General features: G+C 71.3%; 19 protein-coding genes. 6 read left to right on the top strand and 13 right to left on the bottom strand.

Translation table 11 applies throughout. The annotated features are described in order from the left end of the window. Positions 1–198: 198 nt before the first annotated feature. The gene (locus tag AC3X7R_RS06275) at positions 199–1,839 is read left to right on the top strand and encodes an ABC-F family ATP-binding cassette domain-containing protein (RefSeq protein WP_489964712.1); all 1,641 of its coding nucleotides are present in this window, start codon (positions 199–201) and stop codon (positions 1,837–1,839) included. 8 nt (positions 1,840–1,847) lie between these two features. Here AC3X7R_RS06275 and AC3X7R_RS06280 read toward each other — a convergent pair whose 3' ends face one another. Together AC3X7R_RS06280 and AC3X7R_RS06285 are read right to left on the bottom strand one after the other, a co-directional pair. Further along, positions 1,848–2,135, bottom strand: a complete 288-nt coding sequence (locus tag AC3X7R_RS06280) for a DUF1905 domain-containing protein (RefSeq protein ID WP_489964713.1) — start codon at positions 2,133–2,135, stop codon at positions 1,848–1,850. A 39-nt stretch (positions 2,136–2,174) separates the two neighbouring features. Continuing rightward, positions 2,175–2,639: a DUF309 domain-containing protein gene (locus AC3X7R_RS06285; protein WP_489964714.1), complete on the bottom strand. Its 465-nt coding sequence runs from the start codon at positions 2,637–2,639 to the stop codon at positions 2,175–2,177. 56 nt (positions 2,640–2,695) lie between these two features. Here AC3X7R_RS06285 and AC3X7R_RS06290 point away from each other — a divergent pair, with 56 nt between their 5' ends. From AC3X7R_RS06290 to chrA, 4 genes are read left to right on the top strand one after another with little or no spacing between them, the layout of a single operon-like run. Further along, entirely contained in the window at positions 2,696–3,631 is a 936-nt protein-coding gene (locus AC3X7R_RS06290; RefSeq protein ID WP_489964715.1) for an ABC transporter substrate-binding protein, read from the top strand. Further along, the gene (locus tag AC3X7R_RS06295) at positions 3,628–4,506 is read left to right on the top strand and encodes an amino acid ABC transporter permease (RefSeq protein ID WP_489964716.1); all 879 of its coding nucleotides are present in this window, start codon (positions 3,628–3,630) and stop codon (positions 4,504–4,506) included. Before AC3X7R_RS06290 ends, AC3X7R_RS06295 begins: the two co-directional genes overlap by 4 nt. Next, positions 4,503–5,264: an amino acid ABC transporter ATP-binding protein gene (locus tag AC3X7R_RS06300; RefSeq protein ID WP_489964717.1), complete on the top strand. Its 762-nt coding sequence runs from the start codon at positions 4,503–4,505 to the stop codon at positions 5,262–5,264. Before AC3X7R_RS06295 ends, AC3X7R_RS06300 begins: the two co-directional genes overlap by 4 nt. Beyond that, positions 5,261–6,598, top strand: coding sequence for a chromate efflux transporter (gene chrA, locus AC3X7R_RS06305; RefSeq protein ID WP_489964718.1), 1,338 nt, complete (start codon positions 5,261–5,263; stop codon positions 6,596–6,598). The genes AC3X7R_RS06300 and chrA overlap by 4 nt, the downstream gene beginning before the upstream one ends. 330 nt (positions 6,599–6,928) lie before the next feature. Here chrA and AC3X7R_RS06310 read toward each other — a convergent pair whose 3' ends face one another. Together AC3X7R_RS06310 and AC3X7R_RS06315 are read right to left on the bottom strand one after the other, a co-directional pair. Further along, positions 6,929–7,825, bottom strand: a complete 897-nt coding sequence (locus tag AC3X7R_RS06310; RefSeq protein WP_489964719.1) for an NAD(P)/FAD-dependent oxidoreductase — start codon at positions 7,823–7,825, stop codon at positions 6,929–6,931. Further along, entirely contained in the window at positions 7,822–9,591 is a 1,770-nt protein-coding gene (locus tag AC3X7R_RS06315; protein WP_489964720.1) for a UGSC family (seleno)protein, read from the bottom strand. The genes AC3X7R_RS06310 and AC3X7R_RS06315 overlap by 4 nt, the downstream gene beginning before the upstream one ends. Before the next feature lie 141 nt (positions 9,592–9,732). Here AC3X7R_RS06315 and AC3X7R_RS06320 point away from each other — a divergent pair, with 141 nt between their 5' ends. Further along, complete coding sequence (locus tag AC3X7R_RS06320; protein WP_489964721.1) at positions 9,733–10,536, top strand: FadR/GntR family transcriptional regulator; 804 nt, start codon at positions 9,733–9,735, stop codon at positions 10,534–10,536. Positions 10,537–10,566: 30 nt separating this feature from the next. Here AC3X7R_RS06320 and AC3X7R_RS06325 read toward each other — a convergent pair whose 3' ends face one another. The 9 genes from AC3X7R_RS06325 to AC3X7R_RS06365 form a co-directional block, all read right to left on the bottom strand. Beyond that, the gene (locus tag AC3X7R_RS06325) at positions 10,567–12,306 is read right to left on the bottom strand and encodes an ABC transporter permease (RefSeq protein ID WP_489964722.1); all 1,740 of its coding nucleotides are present in this window, start codon (positions 12,304–12,306) and stop codon (positions 10,567–10,569) included. Next, on the bottom strand, positions 12,303–13,460 hold the full coding sequence (locus tag AC3X7R_RS06330) for an ABC transporter ATP-binding protein (protein WP_489964723.1): 1,158 nt from the start codon (positions 13,458–13,460) through the stop codon (positions 12,303–12,305). Before AC3X7R_RS06330 ends, AC3X7R_RS06325 begins: the two co-directional genes overlap by 4 nt. A 25-nt stretch (positions 13,461–13,485) precedes the next feature. Further along, positions 13,486–14,517, bottom strand: coding sequence for an ABC transporter substrate-binding protein (locus tag AC3X7R_RS06335; protein ID WP_489964724.1), 1,032 nt, complete (start codon positions 14,515–14,517; stop codon positions 13,486–13,488). An 82-nt stretch (positions 14,518–14,599) separates the two neighbouring features. Then, positions 14,600–15,574: a zinc-binding dehydrogenase gene (locus AC3X7R_RS06340; RefSeq protein WP_489964725.1), complete on the bottom strand. Its 975-nt coding sequence runs from the start codon at positions 15,572–15,574 to the stop codon at positions 14,600–14,602. Beyond that, on the bottom strand, positions 15,574–16,647 hold the full coding sequence (locus AC3X7R_RS06345) for an Ldh family oxidoreductase (RefSeq protein ID WP_489964726.1): 1,074 nt from the start codon (positions 16,645–16,647) through the stop codon (positions 15,574–15,576). Before AC3X7R_RS06345 ends, AC3X7R_RS06340 begins: the two co-directional genes overlap by 1 nt. Positions 16,648–16,691: 44 nt before the next feature. Beyond that, positions 16,692–17,552 (bottom strand): amidohydrolase family protein, encoded by an 861-nt coding sequence (locus AC3X7R_RS06350; RefSeq protein ID WP_489964727.1) that lies wholly within the window; start codon positions 17,550–17,552, stop codon positions 16,692–16,694. A 179-nt stretch (positions 17,553–17,731) separates the two neighbouring features. Continuing rightward, positions 17,732–18,028 (bottom strand): DUF4193 family protein, encoded by a 297-nt coding sequence (locus AC3X7R_RS06355; RefSeq protein WP_489964728.1) that lies wholly within the window; start codon positions 18,026–18,028, stop codon positions 17,732–17,734. An 84-nt stretch (positions 18,029–18,112) separates the two neighbouring features. After that, positions 18,113–18,928: an ABC-2 transporter permease gene (locus AC3X7R_RS06360; RefSeq protein ID WP_489964729.1), complete on the bottom strand. Its 816-nt coding sequence runs from the start codon at positions 18,926–18,928 to the stop codon at positions 18,113–18,115. Continuing rightward, complete coding sequence (locus AC3X7R_RS06365) at positions 18,925–19,824, bottom strand: ABC transporter ATP-binding protein (protein WP_489964730.1); 900 nt, start codon at positions 19,822–19,824, stop codon at positions 18,925–18,927. The genes AC3X7R_RS06360 and AC3X7R_RS06365 overlap by 4 nt, the downstream gene beginning before the upstream one ends. Positions 19,825–19,900: the final 76 nt, after the last annotated feature.

The raw sequence follows: 19,900 nt of genomic DNA on the forward strand, positions 1-19,900 counted from the left end.
GGGCTGCCCCCACGCGGAGGCACCCGGGCCGTGGGCCCGGGTGCACCGTTGCTGAGGTGGATCGCCGTGCAGAGTGCGACTCCTCAGCGGCTCGACGTCGAGGCTACGCCTCCGGTCTGGACCGGAGGAACCCCCCGGCAGCGGCCCGGAGCCGTGACCTAGCCTTGCCCGCATGACGACGTGCGGGTCCCAGGCTCAGTGATCACCACCATCTTGGTCGCCAAGGGCCTGGCCGGTGGGCACGGGCACCGTGTCCTCTTCGACTCCCTCGACCTCACCGTGGCGCCGGGCGACGTCGTCGGCGTCGTGGGAGCCAACGGGGCCGGCAAGTCGACGCTGCTGGAGCTGCTGGCCGGTCGGGCCGTCCCGGTCGCGGGCACGGTCAGCACCGCGCCGTCGGACGCGTTCGTGGGGTGGCTGCCGCAGGAGCACGAGCGGGTGGCGGGCGAGACGGTCGCGGCGTACGTCGCCCGGCGTACCGGCGCCGCCGCAGCGACCCGGGCGATGGAGGAGAGCGCGGCGCTGCTGGGCAGCGAGACGCCCGGGGTCGACGACGCGTACGCCGTCGCGCTGGACCACTGGCTGGCCTGCGGTGCCCCCGACCTGGAGGACCGCCTGCCCGGGACCCTGGCCGAGCTCGGCCTCGACGTGGGACCCGACGCCCTGATGACCTCCCTCTCCGGTGGGCAGGCGGCCCGGGTGGCGCTCGCCGCACTGCTGCTGAGTCGCTTCGACGTGGTGCTGCTCGACGAGCCGACCAACGACCTCGACCTCGACGGGCTGGCCCGGCTGGAGTCCTTCGTCCGCGGCCTGCGGGCCGGGGTCGTGCTGGTCTCCCACGACCGTGAGTTCCTGGCCCGCTGCGTCACCCGGGTCGTCGAGCTCGACCTGGCCCAGCACCAGGTCGCCGTCTACGACGGCGGCTACGACGCGTTCCTCGAGGAGCGGGCGGTCGCCCGGCGGCACGCCCGCGAGGCCTACGAGGAGTTCGCGGAGAAGAAGGGCGACCTGCAGGCCCGCGCCCGCACCCAGCGCGAGTGGAGCTCCCAGGGCGTGCGCAACGCGATGAGGAAGTCGCCCGACAACGACAAGATCCGGCGGCGGGCGCAGAGCGAGTCGAGCGAGAAGCAGGCGCAGAAGGTGCGGCAGATGGAGTCGCGGATCGCCCGGCTCGACGAGGTCGAGGAGCCCCGCAAGGAGTGGGTGCTGCAGTTCGACATCGCCGCCGCCCCGCGCTCCTCCAGCGTGGTCGCGACCCTCGACGGCGCCACCGCGCGGCAGGGCGACTTCGTGCTCGGTCCGGTCTCGCTCCAGGTCAGCGCCGGTGACCGGATCGGCATCACCGGGCCCAACGGCGCCGGGAAGACCACGCTGCTGCGGTTGCTCCTGGGCCATCGGGAGCCGGACGAGGGCCGGGCCTCCCTGGGCGCCAGCGTCGCGCTGGGCGAGATCGACCAGGCGCGGACCGGCCTGGACGAGCGGCTCCCGCTGGGGGAGGCGTTCGAGGGTCGGGTGCCCGACATGACGTCGGCCGAGGTGCGGACCCTGCTGGCCAAGTTCGGGCTCAAGGCCGACCAGGTGGCCAGCGCCGTCGAGCGGCTCTCACCCGGCGAGCGGACCCGGGCGGCGATGGCGCTGCTCCAGGCGCGCGGGGTCAACCTGCTGGTGCTCGACGAGCCGACGAACCACCTGGACCTGCCCGCGATCGAGCAGCTGGAGCAGGCGCTGGAGTCCTACGACGGCACCCTGCTGCTGGTCTCCCACGACCGGCGGCTGCTGGAGAACGTCCGGCTCGACCAGCGCTGGCACGTCGAGGGCGGCCAGCTCACCGTCGGCTGACGGGTGCCTCAGCTGCGGCCCACACGCAGGGCGACGTCGAGCACCTGGCCGAGCTCGATCCCCTCGGCCCGCCTGACCTTGTCCTTGAGCGGCATCAGGTAGCGGCCGTCCTTGGGGAAGAGGCCGGTGCTGAACTCCGTGGCGCCGACCCGGACGACGACCGGCACCTGGCCCCAGTACTCGAGCCCCTTGGCGGCGACCTTGATGTCGTCGCTCTCGTCCTCGGGGATGGCCAGGAAGTAGTAGGGCGCGGGGCCCCGCCACTCGACGACAGGTCCTTGGAACGCGAAGTCCATGCCAGGCACGCTATCCAGCCGGAGCGGGCTGGCTGGTCATCACGGCTGGGAGACCCGCTCGCGCGCGCAGCCGACCAGGTCCGGCAGGTGGAGGCCGTAGGTGGGGCCGCCGCCGGCGGCGTACTCCTCGAGCCGTCCGGCCGCGCGCTCGACGAGCCGCCGGGCGCCGACCCGGTTGCCGCGCTCGGCGTGCGTGAGCCCGACGCAGAGCTGTGCCAGTCCCTGCCACAGCGCGCGCTCGGTGACCGGGCAGCTCTTCCAGCGGACCTCCAGCGCCTCGTGCGCGGCGAAGGGCCGGCCGTCGTCCAGCAGCGCCCGCGCCAGGTCGAGGGTCTCCCGGGGAGGTCGCGGGGTCTCGTCGATCGGTTCGACGCCCTGCTCCCCGTAGGCCAGCGGCCGCCCCAGCGCGTCGCGGGGCCTGGCCTGGCGAGCACGGCCGCCCTCGTCGCGGTCGCGGTCGCGACGGCCCGGCTGGGGGCTCTCGCTCAGCGTCTCGTCCGGCATCCGCTCAGCCTACGGGCATCGCCGTGGGCGGGCAGATCAGGACTTACGATCCGTCCATGCGTCCTCGTCGTCCCCTCGCCCTCGTCACCCGTCCCGCCGTCCGCCGTCGCGTCGGCGTCCTCGCCGCCGCGCCGCTGCTCCTGGTGGGCGTGGCCTGCGCCCCCACCGAGAGCGACGAGGACGACACCGCCGCCGAGGTCGAGTCCGGCGACACCGAGACGCAGGCGACCGAGACCGACCCGGCCACCTGCGCCGAGGGCGCCGTCCGCGAGCCCGGCACCCTGACGATCGCGACCGACACCCCGGCCTACGAGCCGTGGTTCACCGACAACGACCCCACCACCGGTGAGGGCTTCGAGTCCGCGGTGGCCTACGAGGTCGCCGAGCGGCTCGGCTTCGACGCCGACGCGGTCACCTGGGTGACGGTGCCGTTCAACACCTCCTACAAGCCCGGGCCCAAGGAGTTCGACTTCGACATCAACCAGATCTCCATCACCCCGGAGCGTGCCGAGCGGGTCGACTTCTCCACCGGCTACTACTCAGCCGCCCAGGCGGTGATCGCCCTCGACGGCAACCCTGCCGCCGAGGCCACCAGCCTCGACGACCTCAAGGGCCTGCGGCTGGGCGCCCAGACCGGAACCACCTCGCTCACCGCGATCCGCGACGTGATCGCGCCCGACGCCGAGGTCTCGGTCTTCGAGGACACCAACGCGGCCAAGCAGGCGATGATGAACGACCAGGTCGACGCGATCCTCGCCGACCTGCCCAGCGCCTTCTACATCACCGCGGTGGAGATCCCGAAGGGGTCGATCATCGGCCAGTTCCAGCCCGACACCGGCGACCAGGAGGAGTTCGGCCTGCTCTTCGAGAAGGGCAGCGAGCTGGTCGGGTGCGTCGACGCCGCCCTGGCCGAGATGGGCTCCGACGGCACCCTGGCCGAGCTGGAGCAGGAGTGGCTCTCCGACACGGTCGGCGTTCCCGAGCTCCAGTGAGCCTGCCCGACCTGGCACCCGCGAGCGCGGCGGTCTGGCAGCCGAGCGAGCGCGAGCTCGAGCGGCGCCGGGTCCGCCGTACGCTGCACCGCCGTTCCCTCGGTGTCGCGTCGTTGGCGACGCTGCTGGTCTTCGGGGCCCTGGCGGTCGGCCTCGTCTCCTCGCCCGGCTGGGAGACGGTGCAGGGCTACTTCTTCGACCTCGACCACGCCCGCGACTCGTTCCCGGCCATCTGGGCGGGCTTCTGGCTCAACGTCAAGATGTTCCTGATCGCCGAGCCGCTGATCCTGCTGCTCGGGCTCGGCCTCGCGCTGGCCCGCCAGGCCCGGGCGGCGTGGCTGACGCCGCTGCGGCTGCTGGCCGTGCTCTACACCGACCTGTTCCGCGGCATCCCGACCATCCTGCTGGTGGTGCTGCTGGCCTTCGGGATGCCGGCGCTCCAGCTGCAGGGGGTCACCAACGACCGCTTCTTCTGGGCGCTGGTGGCGCTGGTCCTCTCCTACGGCGCCTACGTCGCCGAGGTCTTCCGCGCCGGGATCGAGTCGGTGCACCCCTCCCAGCTGGCCAGCGCGGAGACGCTGGGGCTGACCCGGGCCCAGGCGATGCGGCACGTGGTGGTGCCCCAAGCCGTGCGCCGCGTCGTGCCGCCGCTGCTCAACGACTTCGTCTCCCTGCAGAAGGACACCGCACTGGTCTCGACCGTCGGCATCTTCGACGCCGTCTTCGCCGCCCGCGACTACGGCAACTACAACTTCAACGACACCCCGCTGGTCGTCGTCGCGCTCTTCTTCGTGGTCATCACGATCCCGCTGGCCCGGCTCACCGACCACCTGCAGAGACGGGTCGTGGAGCGGGAGAGGGCGGGTGCCCGATGAGCGCCTCCGGTGGTGAGCCCCTGCTGCGGGTGCGCGGCCTGCGCAAGGCGTACGGCGACAAGGTCGTGCTCGACGACATCGACTTCGACGTCGACCCCGGTGACGTGATCTGCCTGATCGGCTCCTCGGGCTCGGGCAAGTCGACGTTGCTGCGCTGCCTCAACCTGCTCGAGGAGATCGACGACGGCCTGGTCGAGCTGGGTGGGGTGGACATCTCCGACCCCCGGACCGACCGCCGGGCGGTGCGCTCGCAGATGGGGATGGTCTTCCAGGCCTACAACCTCTTCCCCCACCTGAGCGTCCTGGACAACATCACGCTCGCGCCGCGCAAGGTGCACGGGACGGGCCGGCGCGAGGCGGAGCAGCGGGCCCGCGAGCTGCTCGAGCGGTTCGGCCTGGCCGACAAGGCCGACGCCCATCCCGACCGACTCTCCGGCGGTCAGCAGCAGCGGGTCGCCCTGGTCCGCGCCCTGGCGCCGAGGCCGTCGCTGCTGCTCCTCGACGAGATCACCGCGGCGCTGGACCCCGAGCTGGTGGGCGACGTGCTCGACGCGGTGCGCGGCCTGGCGCAGGAGGGGACGACGCTGGTGCTGGCCACCCACGAGATGTCGTTCGCCCGCGACGTGGCGACCCGGGTCTGCTTCCTCGACGGGGGACTGATCCTGGAACAGGGGGAGCCGGGGGTCATCTTCTCCAACCCGCGTGAGGCGCGGACCCGGCAGTTCCTCGACCGGGTGCTCACGGACCGTCCGGCGTGATCTCGCTCCGCGAGGCCACCAGGGTGTGGTTCGCCATCTCGCTGCAGACCTTCGGGGGCCCGGCGGGGCAGATCGCGGTGATGCAGCGGGTGCTGGTCGAGGAGAAGCGGTGGATCGGGCAGCAGCGGTTCCTCTTCGCGCTCTCCTACTGCACCCTGCTGCCCGGGCCGGAGGCCCAGCAGCTGGCGACCTACGTCGGCTGGCTGCTCAACGGGGTCAGGGGTGCGCTGATCGCCGGGGTGCTCTTCATCCTGCCCGGCGTGGTGGCGCTGCTGGTGCTCTCCGGGGTCTACGTCGCGTTCGGTGACACCACCCTGGTCGAGTCGCTCTTCCTCGGGCTCGCACCCGCGGTGATCGCCATCGTCGCCCAGGCGGTGGTGCGCGTCGCCAGGAAGGGGCTCGACCACCCCGCGCTGGTGGGGCTGGCCGTCGCGTCGTTCGTGGCGCTGACCTTCTTCGGCGTCCCGTTCCCGGTGGTGGTCGCTCTGGCGGCGCTGGTCGGCTGGGGGCTGGGCCGGGTCCTCCCCGGGCTCACCGCGCCCCGGGTGCTGGCCCCCGACGACGGGCCGGCGCCGCTGCTCAGCGACGCGGCGCTGCACACCGAGCGCCCCTCGCACCGGCGCAGCGCGATCATCCTGGTCCTCGGCCTGACCCTGTGGTTCCTGCCGGTCGCGGTGGCCGCCGTGCTCTTCGGCCGGTCCAGCATCTTCGTCGACCAGGGACTCTTCTTCTCCGGTGCCGCCGTGGTCACCTTCGGCGGCGCCTATGCCGTGCTGGCCTACGTCGCGCAGCAGGCGGTGAGCGTCTACGGCTGGCTCGCGCCCGGGGAGATGGTCCGGGGTCTCGCGCTCGCGGAGACCACGCCGGGTCCGCTGATCATGGTGGTCCAGTTCGTCGCCTTCGTCGGCGCCTACCGGGCGCCCGGCGACCTCGACCCGTGGATCGCCGCGGTCCTCGCCGCGCTGCTGACCACCTGGGTGACCTTCGTGCCGTGCTTCCTCTTCATCCTGCTGGGTGCGCCCTACGTCGAGCGCCTGCGCGGCAACGAGGCGATCTCGGCCGCGCTGACCGGCGTCACCGCGGCGGTCGTGGGGGTGATCGGCAGCCTCGCCGTCTTCTTCGCCCTGCACACGCTCTTCGACACCACCACTCGCATCACCGCGGGCCCCTTCGACCTCGAGTATCCCCACCTCGACTCCGTCCAGTGGGCCGCGCTCGGCATCACCGCCCTGGGCTGTGCCCTGGTCTTCTGGCGCGACTGGTCGGTGCTCCGGACCCTCGGGGCCTGTGCGCTGGCGGGCATCGCCGTCGGCCTCCTCGGGGTCTCCGTCTGAGGCAGGTGCGGACCAGCCGCGGAGGGCCCCCGTGTTCTCGGCCAGGGGGGCCTCAGCGACGTCGACCACGTCGATGTCGAGGTGCACCAGCAGGTGGTCGAAGGTGTCTTCATGTCGCTCCGCAGCTTCCGCAGGAGTCCCGCCTCGCGCAGGGCGCGCGGAGATCGCTCCTGGCCGGGCCCGTAGGCGCCAGCGCTGCTCGGGCTCCGATGACGGTCACTCGAGGAGACATGCGCCACCGTGGCCTGCGACGAGGAGCCGCGCAACCCACCGCGCGGGTGACCTTCGTGCCATGGGAGCGCCTCTGCGCTCGCGGGCACCGCCGTCGTCTCAGGGGAGGGCGAGCTCGCGGGCGATGCTCCACGCCACGGTGACGGCGTCGCCGAGGGCTCCGGCGACCGTCACGGAGGAGCCGGCCCGGACGTCGCCCGCGGCCCAGGTGCGAGCGAGGGCGGGGACCCGGCCGTCGGCGCCGGCGGAGATGACACCCTCGGCCAGGCCGGGGATCCGTGGGTGGCGCGGGAGGCGGGGGAGGGCGACGAAGAGGCCGGCCACCTCAAGTGCCCGCTCCGAACCCGCGTCACCGTCCAGCCGGAGACTCAGCCGCTCGAGGGGATCGCCGTCCAGGGCGGTGACGGTCGCTCCCTCGACCATGGAGACGGGCGCGCCCTCGCCGCCGTCAGCGGCGTCGCGATGGGGGCGCGGCACGGGAGCGGGAGCGATCCAGGTGACGGCGGCGGCGAACGACCGGAGCTCCCTGACCGCCCGGGCGGCGTCGCGACCGGCGCCGAGGACTCCCACCGGGCGGCCGCGGAAGAGGGGCCCGTCGCACGAGCTGCAGACCGAGACCCCGCGCCCGAGCAGGTGAGCAGCACCCGGCAGTCCCGTCAGGTCGGGCTCGGTGCCGGTGGCCAGCACGAGTGCCCGGGCGGACGTGTCGTTCACCTTCCAGACGCCGTCGGCGTCGATGACCTGATCGACGGTCTCGTAGCGGAACGTCGCTCCGGACTCGGTCGCTGCCTCCATCAGGTCGGCGGCGAGATCAGGTCCGGAGGCGTGCGGCTTCAGCGGGACGTCGGCCACCTCGCCCAGGGTGCCGAGCTGGCCTCCGAGAGCGAGCTCCTCGAACAGCACCACGGTGGCGCCGAGTCCGGCCAGAGCCGTGGCGGTCGCCAAGCCCGCCGGGCCCCCGCCGACGACGGTGACATCGAAGGTCTCCGCGGTCACCACGCAGCCGCCTCCGCGACCCGCAGCCGGCTTCGGGTGGCCGCGTTCACCTCGACCCGCCGGTGCAGCGCGAGGCCCTGCTCGTGGTTGTTCCAGTAGATCCGGTTCTGGTTGCGCCCCGGGTCACCGCCGAGGACGATTCGGATCGACGCCGGGTCGGGGATCACCTGCAGTCGGCGAGAGGGGTCGTCGGACTCGGCGTAGGCGGCCGGCACCCGCCCCTGCGCTGCGAGGTCGACGAAGGAGAACTTCTCGCCCCGGGCCATCCGGGCCTCGGCCTCCAGCACGCCGGCCTCGACCCGGGTGTGCTCGGCGAGGTGCGCCGTGATCGCCGCCTTGTCGTAGCCGGCCTCGGCCAACGAGCGTGCGACGCTCGGGCTCATCAGCACCAGGGTGCTGCTGAGGCCGTAGAAGATGTTGGTGAAGGACCACGGTCCGAGCGTGTCGGCGGCGTAGCGGGTGAGCACGGCGAGCTGCTCCTCCGGAGCGCCTCCGGTGTAGGCGGGCCCGCTGATCCCGACACAGCTCTGGACGCTCACCACCGAGTCCTCGAGGTCGAACCCCGCGTCGACCCGGCTGGGCTGCCAGCCGATCTCGGTGGTGAGCTCGTCGTTCTCGGCCATGGCGACGTTGAAGGTGCGACCGATGGCAGCCTTGTCGGTGTCGCCCGGCGGGGTCAGGAACCCGGCGAGGTTGCGCATGATCATCCGGGTGAAGCGACCGATCGAGGTGTTCGCCCGGTTGCCGACGCGCATCATGCCGGCACCGTTGTTCATCCCGATCGCGTCGGCGATCGGGCCGCTGACCAGGACCAGGGGCTCCCATCCCGGCGTGCAGCCGGCGTCCTCGAGACGCCAGTCCGGGTCCGCGACGACCTCCGCGACCGCGAGCAGGACCGGCAGGTACTCCGGCCGACATCCCGCCATCACCCCGTTGACGGCGACCGACCAGACGGTGACGGCGCGCATGGCGGGAAGCATCACGCCGATGACCTCCTCCGGGTCCCGGTCGGTGTAGGCCATGAAGGCCTGGACCCGGTCCACCGTCGGCGGCGTCACCGGCAGTCCGTCGGACCACCCCTGCGCGTCGAAGTGGTCCTGCACCTCGTCGTAGGTCCCGGTGAAGACGGTCTCGTGCGGTCGCGGCTCGGTGCCGCCCGGACCCGCGACCGGCTCGACGCCCTGCGCCAGGGCGGCGAACCCGTCGAAGATGCTGGGCACCAGGTGGTCGCGGAGCTTCGCCGCGAACACCTCGTCGGTGTCCACCGGGATCACTCCCGGGTACTCCGCGATCCACACGTGCTCGAGCCCGATCGCCTTCGCGGTCGCGCTGGCCTGTCGCATGAACCCCGAGGAGACGAGGGCGAGCGCCGGGACTCCCGCGACCTCCGCGGCCTGGCACGCCCGGATCACGGCGGGGGTGCAGGACCCGCAGGCGCCGACGCCGACGACGACGGCGTCGACGCCGTGCTCGGCGAGCCGGGACGGGATCGCGTCGACCACTGCCCGCTCGTCGGGCCCGTGGATGTCGCCGAAGACCTCGTGCCCGACCACCTCGAAGCCGACCCCGCGGTCCTGGGCGGCGGCGACGAAGGCGTCGAACATCTCCTCGCCCCGGAAGAGGTGGTCCCACAGGAACGCGATCCGTTTGCCGGCGAGGGTGTCCACCTGACGCATCCCGATGAGGTCGGGCGCGGCGGTGCGGGCCAGCGGCCACACCACACCTTCACGGGCGGACTCGGGCGGGGCTGTCTGGCTCGGGGTCATGCTCGTCAGCCTAAATGTCATATCTTTAGGGGTCAATAGTCTGTTATTACTGGCCTCATAGTCTCCGGACTACGGCTCGGTAGGCTGCAAAACGTCAATCGCACGGCACCCGGCTGGTGCTTTTTCTTCCAGGAGGCAACAGTGGGCAACGAGGCGAGTGACGAGTCCGCGGTCGCGGAGAGCGACGCCGCCCAGGCGCGTCGGCGGCTCTCTGCAGCAGCGGCGGTCGAGCCCCTGCTCTACCTCGCGATCGCCCGCGACCTCCGTGAGCAGATGGTGGTGGGTGCGCACCCGCCAGGCAGCAGGCTGCCGTCGGAGGGTGAGCTCGCCAGCCGGTACGGCGTGGCTCGCACGTCGGTCCGCGAGGCGCTGCGGGTGCTGCTCGCCCAGGGGCTCATCGCCACCACCCGGGGAGCCAGCGGCGGCAGCACCGTGCTCGAGCTCAACCACCGCGACGTCATGCGGATGCTCGAGCAGAACATGCAGCACCTCGTCTCGCTCCGTGGCTGCAGTCGGGAGGAGATGGAGGAGGCCCGCGAGCTGCTGGAGGTGACGGCCGCCTGGATGGCGGCGACGCGCCGTACTCCGGTCCAGGTGCGCCGCCTCTATGACTGCATCCCCGACATCGCGCCCGGGGCGCTGCCGACCCGCGCGCAGATCGACACCAACCTGCGGTTCCACTACGAGATCCTCGAGGCCACCGGCAACCGGCTGCTCCACCTCTTCGCGGAGCCGGTCTCCGTCGTCATCTACTCCTTCTACCGATCCGACGAGCACCAGGCCGACTACTACCAGCAGGTCCTCGAGGAGCACCGGGGCATCGCGCGGGCCATCGAGAACCGGGATCCCGACCGGGCGCGGAAGCTCATGTCCGAGCACATCTGCGCCTTCCGCGGACAGGACGGAGACGTGTCGACCTCCCTCAGCGGCCTGCGCTTCGACTGAGCCGCCCCGCCCCCGCTCCAAGGGTCCGGGCTAGGAGCCGGTGCGGTAGCGCGAGCGGAGGAAGAGGACCGTCGACACCACGACGCTGCTCACCACGGTCATCACCACCCCCAGAGCTGCGATGGTGGGGAACCGTCCGGTCGTCCACTGGTCCAGCATCACGAACCCCACCACCGGGGTCCGCGAGCTGGCGACCAGGGCCGAGCCCGTGACGTCACCCATCATCAGCACGAAGATCAACGACCACGCCGCCAGCATCGACGGGACCATCAGCGGGGCGAGGATGCGGCCCGAGATGCGACCGGGTCCGGCACCGGAGACGACGCCCGCCTCGATGAGCGGCCTGCCGACCTGCTGCATCCCCGCGGTGACGTAGAAGGACGCCTGCGGGAGGTACATCACGACGTAGGCGATGATCACGATCAGAGCCGTGCCGGCCAGCCGCACCGGCGGTCCGCCGAGGCAGATGATCAGGGCGATGGCGACGACGATGTGGGTGATGGCGGCGGGCAGCTTCACGATCCCGTCGACGACGGACCCGAGACGACCCCCTCGCAGACCGGTGACGTGGGTGATGAGGAACGTGCCGAGGAGCGTGACCGTGGCTGCCACCAGCGCGAACAGCAGGCTGTTGCGCAGGGCGTCCCGGACGGCCGGCCGCTCGAGGAGCGCGAGGTAGTTGTCACCGGTCAGTGCGCCGAAGTCGTAGTCGGCGGCCCAGTAGCCCTGGAGCGAGACGGCGAGCAGGCTGAGGAACGGGATGACCGAGGCCAGCAGGAGGTAGCCGAGCATGAAGGCCCGCGCCGGCCAGCGCCAGCGTCCGAGGCGGACCTTGTTCTGACGGCTGGGCTTGCCGCCGACAGTGGCGTACGCCTGTGTGCCGTGCCCGACCAGGCGGCGCTGCAGCAGCCACGACAGCAGCACGACGGCCAGCAGCAGCAGGCTGCGCCCCATGGCGGAGGAGAGATCCATCGGGTAGGAGTGGGTGACGTCGTAGACGATCTTCACGGGCAGGACGTCGATGCCGGCTCGGGTCCCGATGATGACCGGGATCGAGAACATCGCGAAGCCCATCGCGGTGAGCACCAGGACCGCGCTGCCCACGCTGGGGCGCAGGCTCGGGAGCACCACGCGGAAGAAGGTGCGCCCCACGCTGCTCCCGGACACCTTGGCGGCCTCCTCCAGCGCGGGGTCGAGCGACTGCAGCCCGCTGGAGATGGCCAGGTAGGCGAAGGGGACCAGGTAGAGGGTGTAGGCGAACAGCAGGCCCGGCCACGAGTAGATGTCGAGGGGGCCGTCGGTCATGGTGATGCCGAACCTCGCGACGAGGTCGCGGAAGTTCGCGTTGAACAGGCCGACCTGCGGGTCGAAGAGGAAGACCCAGCCGATCGCGCTCGCCAGGGCGGGGACGAACATCGAGACGAGTGGGAGCACCTCGGCCAGCCAGCCGAGCCGGGCGTCGGTGCGCTCGTTCAACCAGGCGAAGACAGCCCCGATGAGCAGGGCGGTGCCCCCGGCGAGCACCACGATCAGGAGCGTGTTGCGCATGGCCGCCCAGGTCTCGCCCGAGGTGGCGGCCTCAAGGACCCCCTGCACCGAGCCGGTCGACCCGAAGTCGCCGGTCAGCACCCGCACGGCCATCACGACGAGGGGGAGGGCGACCGCCGCGCAGAGGACCGCGGTCACCACTCCGACGAGGATCCCGAAGCCCGACCGGCCCCGCGGGCCTCGCTCCACCCGGGAGGGCGCGGTCAGCGCCTGGGTGCTCATCGCCCGACCAGCCGGGCGTTCTCGGCGGCGAAGCCGACCCAGACCGGCGCGTTCTCCCGAAGCCGGCGCTCCGGGCTCTCCGGGTCGGCCCAGACCCGCACCGCCCGGTCGGGGAGCTCGACGATGAACTCCAGGTAGGTCCCCATGTAGCGGGTGGACCGCAGGGTGCCCTCCCAGGCGTTGGTGGGATCCTCGGGCCCGGTGTCGCTGATCCACCAGTCGTGGGCCCTGGTCGCGACCACGCCGTCGGTGAGGTCGCCACCGCCGCGCTGGCCGACGCGCACCGGGCCGGCGTCCGTCTGCACGTCGAGCGCGCCGTCGGCACGCTCGACGTACCCGGTGGCCGTCATCAGGTTGGACGTGCCGATGAACTCCGCGACGTGCGCGGTCGCGGGCTCCCGGTAGATGTCCTCGGCGGTGCCGAGCTGGACGATCTCGCCCTGCCGCATCACCGCCACCTGGTCGGCGAGCTCCATCGCCTCCGACTGGTCGTGGGTGACGTAGACGGCGGTGAACCCCAGGTCCCTCTGCATGCGCAACAGCTCGATGCGCAGCTGCTCGCGGACCTTGGCGTCGATGTTGGAGAGGGGTTCGTCGAAGAGCACGACCTCGTTTCCGACTGCCAGGGCTCGCGCGAGGGCCACCCGCTGCTGCTGACCTCCGCTGAGCTGGCTGATCTTGCGGTCGCCCTTGCCGGAGAGGCCCATCACCGCGAGCAGCTCGGAGACCCGGTCGCGGTCGCGTTGCCGCTGGTCGCGAGACCTCCCGCGCACCGACTCCAGGGGGAAGGCGATGTTCTGGGCCACCGTCATGTGCGGCCACAGCGCATAGCTCTGGAAGACCATGCCCACCCGGCGCTGGGAGGCCGGCACCTTCCGCCCCTCGTCGTAGGTCGTGACGCCGCCGATCTCGATGGTGCCGCTCTCGGGCTCCTCGAGTCCGGCGAGGCAGCGCAGCAGCGTGGTCTTCCCGCAGCCGCTCGGGCCCAGGAGAACCCAGAACTCCCCGGCGGGGATCTCGAGATCGACGTCGCGGACCGCGCGCACCACCTCCCCGGAGGCGTCGGTGAAGGACTTGTTGAGCCCTCGGGCCCGGAGTCCGTGGCCCTCGCCGCGTGACGGCGGCTGGTCCACGGGCGAGGGAGAGGGGGTCATCTCGGTCGTCCTGGACATCGGCAGGTCACCTCCCGATCAGCGTGAGCAGCTCGTCCTGCTCCGCGCGGGCGCCCTTGATGTCGGGAGCCGAGTAGCCCTCGGGCAGCGGCAGCGTCCCGTCGAGGGCGCCGAGCGGCGACGAGCCGACGTCCTTGTTGAGGACCTTCTGGCCCTCCTCGGAGAGGAGGTAGTCCATGAACACCATGGCGGCGTTCGGGTGCGGAGCGTCGTCGAGGATGCCGGCGAACTGCTCGACGCCCGTGGTCGGCGTCGGGAACACGGTCGCCAGCGGCGCACCCGAGTCGGCAAGCGGCTTGGACACCGATTCCAGGCTCGGGATCAGCACGGTCCCGGAGCCGGCCGCCAGCGTCTGCGCGCCGGGCACCAGGCTGTCGACGAACTTGAGGTCCTGCGCGGCGAGCTTGCTCACGTAGTCGTCGCCGAGCGAGTCGCGCAGCGTCTTGATCATCGCCAGCCACGAGGGCACCAGCTCCGGGTCGCAGTAGAAGATCTGACCCTTCATGGAGGGGTCGAGGAGCTTCTCCCAGGTGTCGACCTGGTCCTCTGAGACCTTGTCGGAGTTGTAGGTGATGCCGGCCGGCTGGATGTTGACCAGGGCGTAGGAGTCGTCGCTCAGGTAGTCGGCGGGCCACGTCTCCAGTGCGGGCACGTCTTCCTGGGCGAGCGGCAGGAACCAGTCGTTCTCCAGGGCGTCGGCGAAGAACGCCGGATCCGCCGCCGTCACGACGTCGGCGGTCGAGGCGTTGGACTCCTTCTCCGAGGCGATCCGGGCCGTGAGCAGCGAGGTCGAGAGCACGACCGACTCGGCCTGGATGCCGGTGGCGTCGGAGAAGCCCTCCAGGGCCGCGTCGACGGTGCTCTGGGGGAGCGAGGTGTACCAGAGCAGCTCCCCCTCGTCCTGGGCGGCGTCGGCGATGCTGTCGGCACCCTCGGCGGGGCCGTCGCTGCTGCTGCTGCCGCAACCGGTCAGGGCGGTCAGGCTGATCAGCACCATGGTGGCGAGTGAGGTCCCGGTGCGGGACGGGCGGATCCTCATGAGGTCTCCTCAGGTTGGGTGTGGCGGGTGGAGGGTGGCGGGGGGCGGAGGTGGCGGAGGTAGTGGTCGCAGACGGAGGGCATCAGCCCAGGTCGACGGCGATCTTGATCTGGCTTGGCTGCGGGGTCGCCGCGGCCTCGAAGGCGTCGCCGACGCGGGACACCGGGTAGCGGTGCGTGACGTAGACGTCGCGGAGCTCGGGGTGGTCACGCAGGTACGCCGTCGCCGAGGCGAGCGCTGCCTGCCGGTCGTGGGCGAAGCCTGCGAAGAGGGTGACGTTGTTGCGCAGCATCCGGTCGAGCGGCAGCGGGTAGTAGGCGACGTCCGGGACGCCGAACGCGTGGACGAAGCCGTGCGGCGCGACGGTCTCGAGGGCGTGGACGAGGGTCTGGGTCTGGTGCCCGACCGCCTCGACGACGAGGTCGGGCCGGTCGTCGTCCTTGACGTGGTGGCGCCACCGAGAGGTGGCGCTGTGATGGACCTCGTCCAGGCCGAAGATGGTGGCGAGGCCCGCACGGTCGACCAGGTCCACACCGGTCACCACCCGCGCACCGCGTGACTTGAGCACGTGGGCGAAGAGCAGCCCGATCGGACCGAGCCCGAGGACGGCGGCCCGCTCGACCCGGGACGGGTCCGGACACTTGCCGACGGAGTCGAGGACGCAGGCGAGCGTCTGCAGCAGGATCGCCTGGTCGGGACGGAGGTCGGGGTCGTAGGTGGCCACCGCGTCGCCGCGGGTCACCACCAGCTCGGCGATCGCGCGGTGGCTGGTGGCCCAGCCGACCACGAGGGCACCGACGTCGTGTCCGCCATCGAGGGAGGCGACGACCTCCCCCACCACCTCGTGCATCGGGAAGCCGGGCACGTGTGCCGCCCGGGCGGCGCCGTCAGGCCGGTTCAGCGACTCGTCCCCCAGGTACACGGGCAGGTCGCTGCCGCAGACGGCGCCGGTGATCGTCCGGAGCAGCACCTCGCCGGGCCGCAGGTCCGCCGCAGTCAGGTCGTCGACCTCGAGCTGCTCGAACCTGCGCGGGGCGACAAGGCGCTGCGCCCACATCAGACAGTCGTCCCTTCCCACGGATCCGGGGCCTGTTCGGCGACCCCCAGCTCCCTGGCGGTGACGGTGATGGAGTCCCAGACGTCCTCGGGGAGCTCCACGACGCCGTCGTGGCCGGTGCGGTTGAGGGTGCTGCGCTCGCCTGGGTAGTAGACCCGGTCGTGTCCCTCGGCGGGTGCGGAGCTGGTGACCCACTCGAGCATCTCGCCGAGCTCGGACTTGAACTCCGCGAGCGGGCGGAACGCCTCGACGTTGAAGACCGCCATGAAGCAGCCGTCGATGATGGGCCAGTCGCGCGACAGGTCCTCCTTGAACGGCATGCCGGAGAGGACGTCGGCGAGCGCCTCGATCATGAACGTCAGCGCGTAGCCCTTGTGCGCTTGGCCGCCACCGACCGGCAGCACGGTGCCACCGTCGTAGAAGTCGGCCGGGTCGGTGGTGGGACGACCGTGCTTGTCGATGACCCAGCCCTCGGGGATGGGCCGCCCCTCGTCGTGCGCCCGGCGGATCTTCATCAGCGAGACGGTGCCGGAGGTCATGTCGAACCCGACCCGTCCGCCCGTGTCATTGGGGAGTGCCATGGACCAGGGATTGATGCCGAGGCGCCGCTCGCGACCGCCGTAGGGGGCCATCAGCTTGGGTCCCCAAGCGCCGTCGGTCATCATCAGCGCGACCATGCCGCGCTCGGCGGCCATGGTGGTGTAGTCGATGAGGCACCCGACGTGGGTCTGGTTGCGGATGCTGGCAGCGGCGACCATGTGGGTCTCCGCCTTGTCGATCAGCTTGTTCATCACGACGTGGCTCACGACGTGGCCGAAGTTGAAGTGACCGTCGACCATCAGCGTGGTCGGCGTCTCCTTGATGAACTCGATCTCGGCCCCGGGCTGGAGGATGCCCTGCTTGATCAGCGGCCAGTACTGTGTGCCGAGCTCCATCCCGTGGAAGAACTCACCCGACAGCATCGACGCGGCGCAGTGGTCGGCGATGATCCGCGCGTCGTCCTCGGGAGCGCCCGTCGCCGTCATCAGACGGACGCAGTAGGCGTGCAGGTCGTCGATGTGGAATTTCGGCATCGGTGCTCCGTCGGTCGGTGGGCGGGGTCAGGGCGCGTCGGCGGCTACGTACTCGGTCGAGGAATCGAGGCAGGCGCGCGATCCGGGAAGAGGCGAAGGGCGGTGGCGCGCAGCACGGCTGCGGCGTGGTCGGCGGGCAGCTGGCTGACGGTCGCGCGGGCATGCTCGACCAACTGGTCGTAGCTGCCTGAGCGACCTGCGGGCGTGAAGTTCGAGCCCCACATCACGCGATCTGCCCCGAACGTGGTGACCAGCTCGAGCAACAGCTCGCTGGCGCGGGCGTAGGGCCACGCGTGCTCGCCCGTCGCCTCAGGCAGGGCCGAGGCCTTGACGGCGACGTTGGGTAGCGAGGCGGCCTCGGTGAGCAGCGGCCACTCCTCCAGCCGGAGCTCGTCGGGGACGTCGTGCGCCACCCGCGCCGCCCCGTGATCGAGTACGAAGGTGACGCCCGGGTGGTCGGTCGCCAGCTGGAGCACCTGCGGCAGGTGTCCGGGTGCGTAGACGGAGACGGGCACCCCGTCGCGCTGGACCCAGCGCCAGAACGGCGCGCGATCGGGTCCGAACAGGGCGACGTCGAAGGGAGCGGCGAAGAGTCGCATCCCGACGAGGCCGGGTTGGGCCTGCCAGCGCCGCCACGTGGTCTCGTCCTGGAAGGCGTTCGCCTCAGGTCTGCCCAGCACCCGGAAGCGGTCGGGGTGCCGACTCGCGCCGGCCACGGACTCGGCGTCGTCGCCGAAGACGCGGGTCACCTGCAGCGTCAGCTCGACACCCGCCGCGTTCATCAGTCGCAGCAGCCCAGCAGGATCGATGGGCTCGTCGGCGGGGTGGACGTAGCGGGCGGCCGCTGGCGTGGCCGACCAGAAGTGGGCGTGCGAGTCGACGACGGCTATCGGCTGGTCCGGCATGCCCCGTCTCCTCTAGTGTGATCTGCACCACGATGGTACGTACGCTAGATGACGGTCCAATGTCAGTCAATAATCATGAATTGATTGATAGGCCCGAATCTCGGGGGGCCACGAGAGTCGGCCCCGCGGCGGAGCTCGGCCGGGAGCCGCGGGGCGGCGATCAACGCCGGCGGGATCAGTCAGGCGCAGTCGGCGCAGAGGTCGGAGCCCGGTGCCGAGCGTCGAGTGCCGTGCTGGACGAGGTAGCAGCCCGTGCAGACGAACTCGTCCGCCTGCATCGGGGTGACCTCGATGGAGAGCGTCTCGTGGGAGAGGTCCGCGCCCGGCAGCTCGTAGGACTCCGCTGACTCGGTCTCGTCCTCGTCGACCTTCCCCGAGGTCTTGTCCTGCTCGCCGGAGGTGAGGCGTCGGGCCTCCAGGCTCTCTTCCTTCTGCTCCTCTTCTGTCTTGCGGGATGCGTCGTAATCGGTGGCCATGGGGTCCTCTCGGTCGGAGCGGGAATGTTAGCCCTGGAGAGGTCGCGAACTGCAATGGCGGGCCGGGGGACCGTGTGCGTGTGCCTACGTGACCTCGGAGCGACGCAGGGAGAGCAGCCCGACGACGAGGGGGATGACGATCCAGATCATCGTGGTCGAGCCGAGCATCGCCCACTCCTCACCGGTGTCCATGGCGCCCTCGAGGAGCGCCACCTGCGTCTCGTTCCAGTCGATCCACGGCTGCAGGTCCTCGAACCACGAGCGCACCTCAGCCAGGAGGACGAGGACGCCCGGCATGACCAGCGAGACGACGAAGTAGCCCACGATCGCGGCCGCGGAGTGGCGCAGCACGACACCGAGGGTGAAGCCGATGGCCATGCCGATCAGGTTGAAGAGCACCATCTGGGACGCCATGGTCCACGAGATGTCCCACACGGTGTCGACGCCCGCGAGGGCGGCACCGGCCACGTTGCCGAGGGCGCCGACAGCGAAGGCGACGGCCACGGAGCCGAGACCCACCAGGACGGTCGCGATCGCCTTGGCGCCGATCACTCGTCCGCGACTCGGCACCAGCGTGAACGTCGTGAGCCCACTGCGCTGGCTCCACTCACTGGTGACGGCCAGGATCGCGATCATCGGCAGGATCACCGACATCGGGAACCCGCTCGCCCTCGTGAAGCTCTCGTAGGTGACGTCCCTGTCAGGAGCGAAGACGAGGACCGACCCGGTCGCGAGGGGCGACAGCACGCCGATGCTGACCAGCAGCCAGAATCCCGAGCGGGTGTCGAACATCTTGCGCAGCTCGACCTTGGCCAACCGGGTGGTCGGGATGGGACGGGCGGTCCGGCGGACCGATGCGGCGTCCGTGGTGGTGGCCGGCGGGCCGATGTCGGTGGTCATGGCGCAACTCCTTCGCGTTGGGTGTCGGCAGTGAGCGACAAGAAGATGTCTTCGAGCCCGGCGCCCTCGGCGGAGCGGAGCTCGGTGAGGGCGACGCCGGCGGTCAGGGCCACGACCCCCACCCGAGCGGGGTCGGCATCGGTGCGGACCGATCCGTCCCCGACGAGCGTGCTGGGGATCCCGGCCTGCTCGAGTGCGTGAGCGAGGTCGCGCAGTGACGTCGACCTGGCGATCGTCCCGGCGGCAGCCAGCAGCTCTTCCTTGGTGCCGGCCGCGACGATCTTGCCGTGGCCGATCACGACCAGGTCATCGGCGATGACCTCGATCTCGTGGAGCAGGTGGGAGGAGAGCAGCACGGTGCCGCCCTGGCTGGCGAAGCCCGTCAGCAGGTCGCGCATCCACCGGATCCCGGCGGGGTCGAGTCCGTTGGCGGGCTCGTCGAGGATCAGCACCGGGGGATCTCCCAGGAGTGCCGTGGCGAGACCGAGCCGCTGGCGCATGCCGAGCGAGTAGGTGCGCACCCGGCGCTTGGCCTCGGCGGGTGTCAGGCTCACCAGCTCGAGCATCTCGTCGATGCGAGAGCCGGGCAGGCCCATGGTGTCGGCGGCGACCGCGAGGATCTCGCGGCCGGTGCGACCGGCGTGCTGCGCGGAGGCGTCGAGCAGGACGCCCACCTCGAGGCCGGGGTTGGGGAGGTCGGCGAACCGTTCTCCGTTGATGGTCGCGGAGCCGGACGTCGGGACGGTCAGACCGACCATCACGCGCATCGTGGTGGACTTGCCGGCGCCGTTCGGACCGAGGAAACCGGTCACGCGGCCGGGCTGGGCGGTGAAGGAGACGTCGTCGACGGCGGTGAAGTCGGCGTACCTCCGGGTCAGGGACTCAACTGTGATCATGGGCTCAACGCTCGCGGCATCGCGTCGTGGGCGCGTCGGTCCGACGGCCAGACTTCTCCTGACCGAAAGCGCGGCG

Source organism: Nocardioides sp. Z22_16 (assembly GCF_058134365.1).

Bases quoted from the DNA above. Each gene is read 5' to 3' on its own strand.
- AC3X7R_RS06340 (WP_489964725.1), bottom strand. From the start codon at position 15,574: ATGTGGGCGCAGCGCCTTGTCGCCCCGCGCAGGTTCGAGCAGCTCGAG.
- AC3X7R_RS06360 (WP_489964729.1), bottom strand. From the start codon at position 18,928: ATGACCACCGACATCGGCCCGCCGGCCACCACCACGGACGCCGCATCG.
- AC3X7R_RS06285 (WP_489964714.1), bottom strand. From the start codon at position 2,639: ATGCCGGACGAGACGCTGAGCGAGAGCCCCCAGCCGGGCCGTCGCGAC.
- AC3X7R_RS06345 (WP_489964726.1), bottom strand. From the start codon at position 16,647: ATGCCGAAATTCCACATCGACGACCTGCACGCCTACTGCGTCCGTCTG.
- AC3X7R_RS06315 (WP_489964720.1), bottom strand. From the start codon at position 9,591: ATGACCCCGAGCCAGACAGCCCCGCCCGAGTCCGCCCGTGAAGGTGTG.
- AC3X7R_RS06300 (WP_489964717.1), top strand. From the start codon at position 4,503: ATGAGCGCCTCCGGTGGTGAGCCCCTGCTGCGGGTGCGCGGCCTGCGC.
- AC3X7R_RS06355 (WP_489964728.1), bottom strand. From the start codon at position 18,028: ATGGCCACCGATTACGACGCATCCCGCAAGACAGAAGAGGAGCAGAAG.
- AC3X7R_RS06335 (WP_489964724.1), bottom strand. From the start codon at position 14,517: ATGAGGATCCGCCCGTCCCGCACCGGGACCTCACTCGCCACCATGGTG.
- AC3X7R_RS06350 (WP_489964727.1), bottom strand. From the start codon at position 17,552: ATGCCGGACCAGCCGATAGCCGTCGTCGACTCGCACGCCCACTTCTGG.
- AC3X7R_RS06325 (WP_489964722.1), bottom strand. From the start codon at position 12,306: ATGAGCACCCAGGCGCTGACCGCGCCCTCCCGGGTGGAGCGAGGCCCG.
- AC3X7R_RS06330 (WP_489964723.1), bottom strand. From the start codon at position 13,460: ATGACCCCCTCTCCCTCGCCCGTGGACCAGCCGCCGTCACGCGGCGAG.
- AC3X7R_RS06365 (WP_489964730.1), bottom strand. From the start codon at position 19,824: ATGATCACAGTTGAGTCCCTGACCCGGAGGTACGCCGACTTCACCGCC.
- AC3X7R_RS06280 (WP_489964713.1), bottom strand. From the start codon at position 2,135: ATGGACTTCGCGTTCCAAGGACCTGTCGTCGAGTGGCGGGGCCCCGCG.
- AC3X7R_RS06290 (WP_489964715.1), top strand. From the start codon at position 2,696: ATGCGTCCTCGTCGTCCCCTCGCCCTCGTCACCCGTCCCGCCGTCCGC.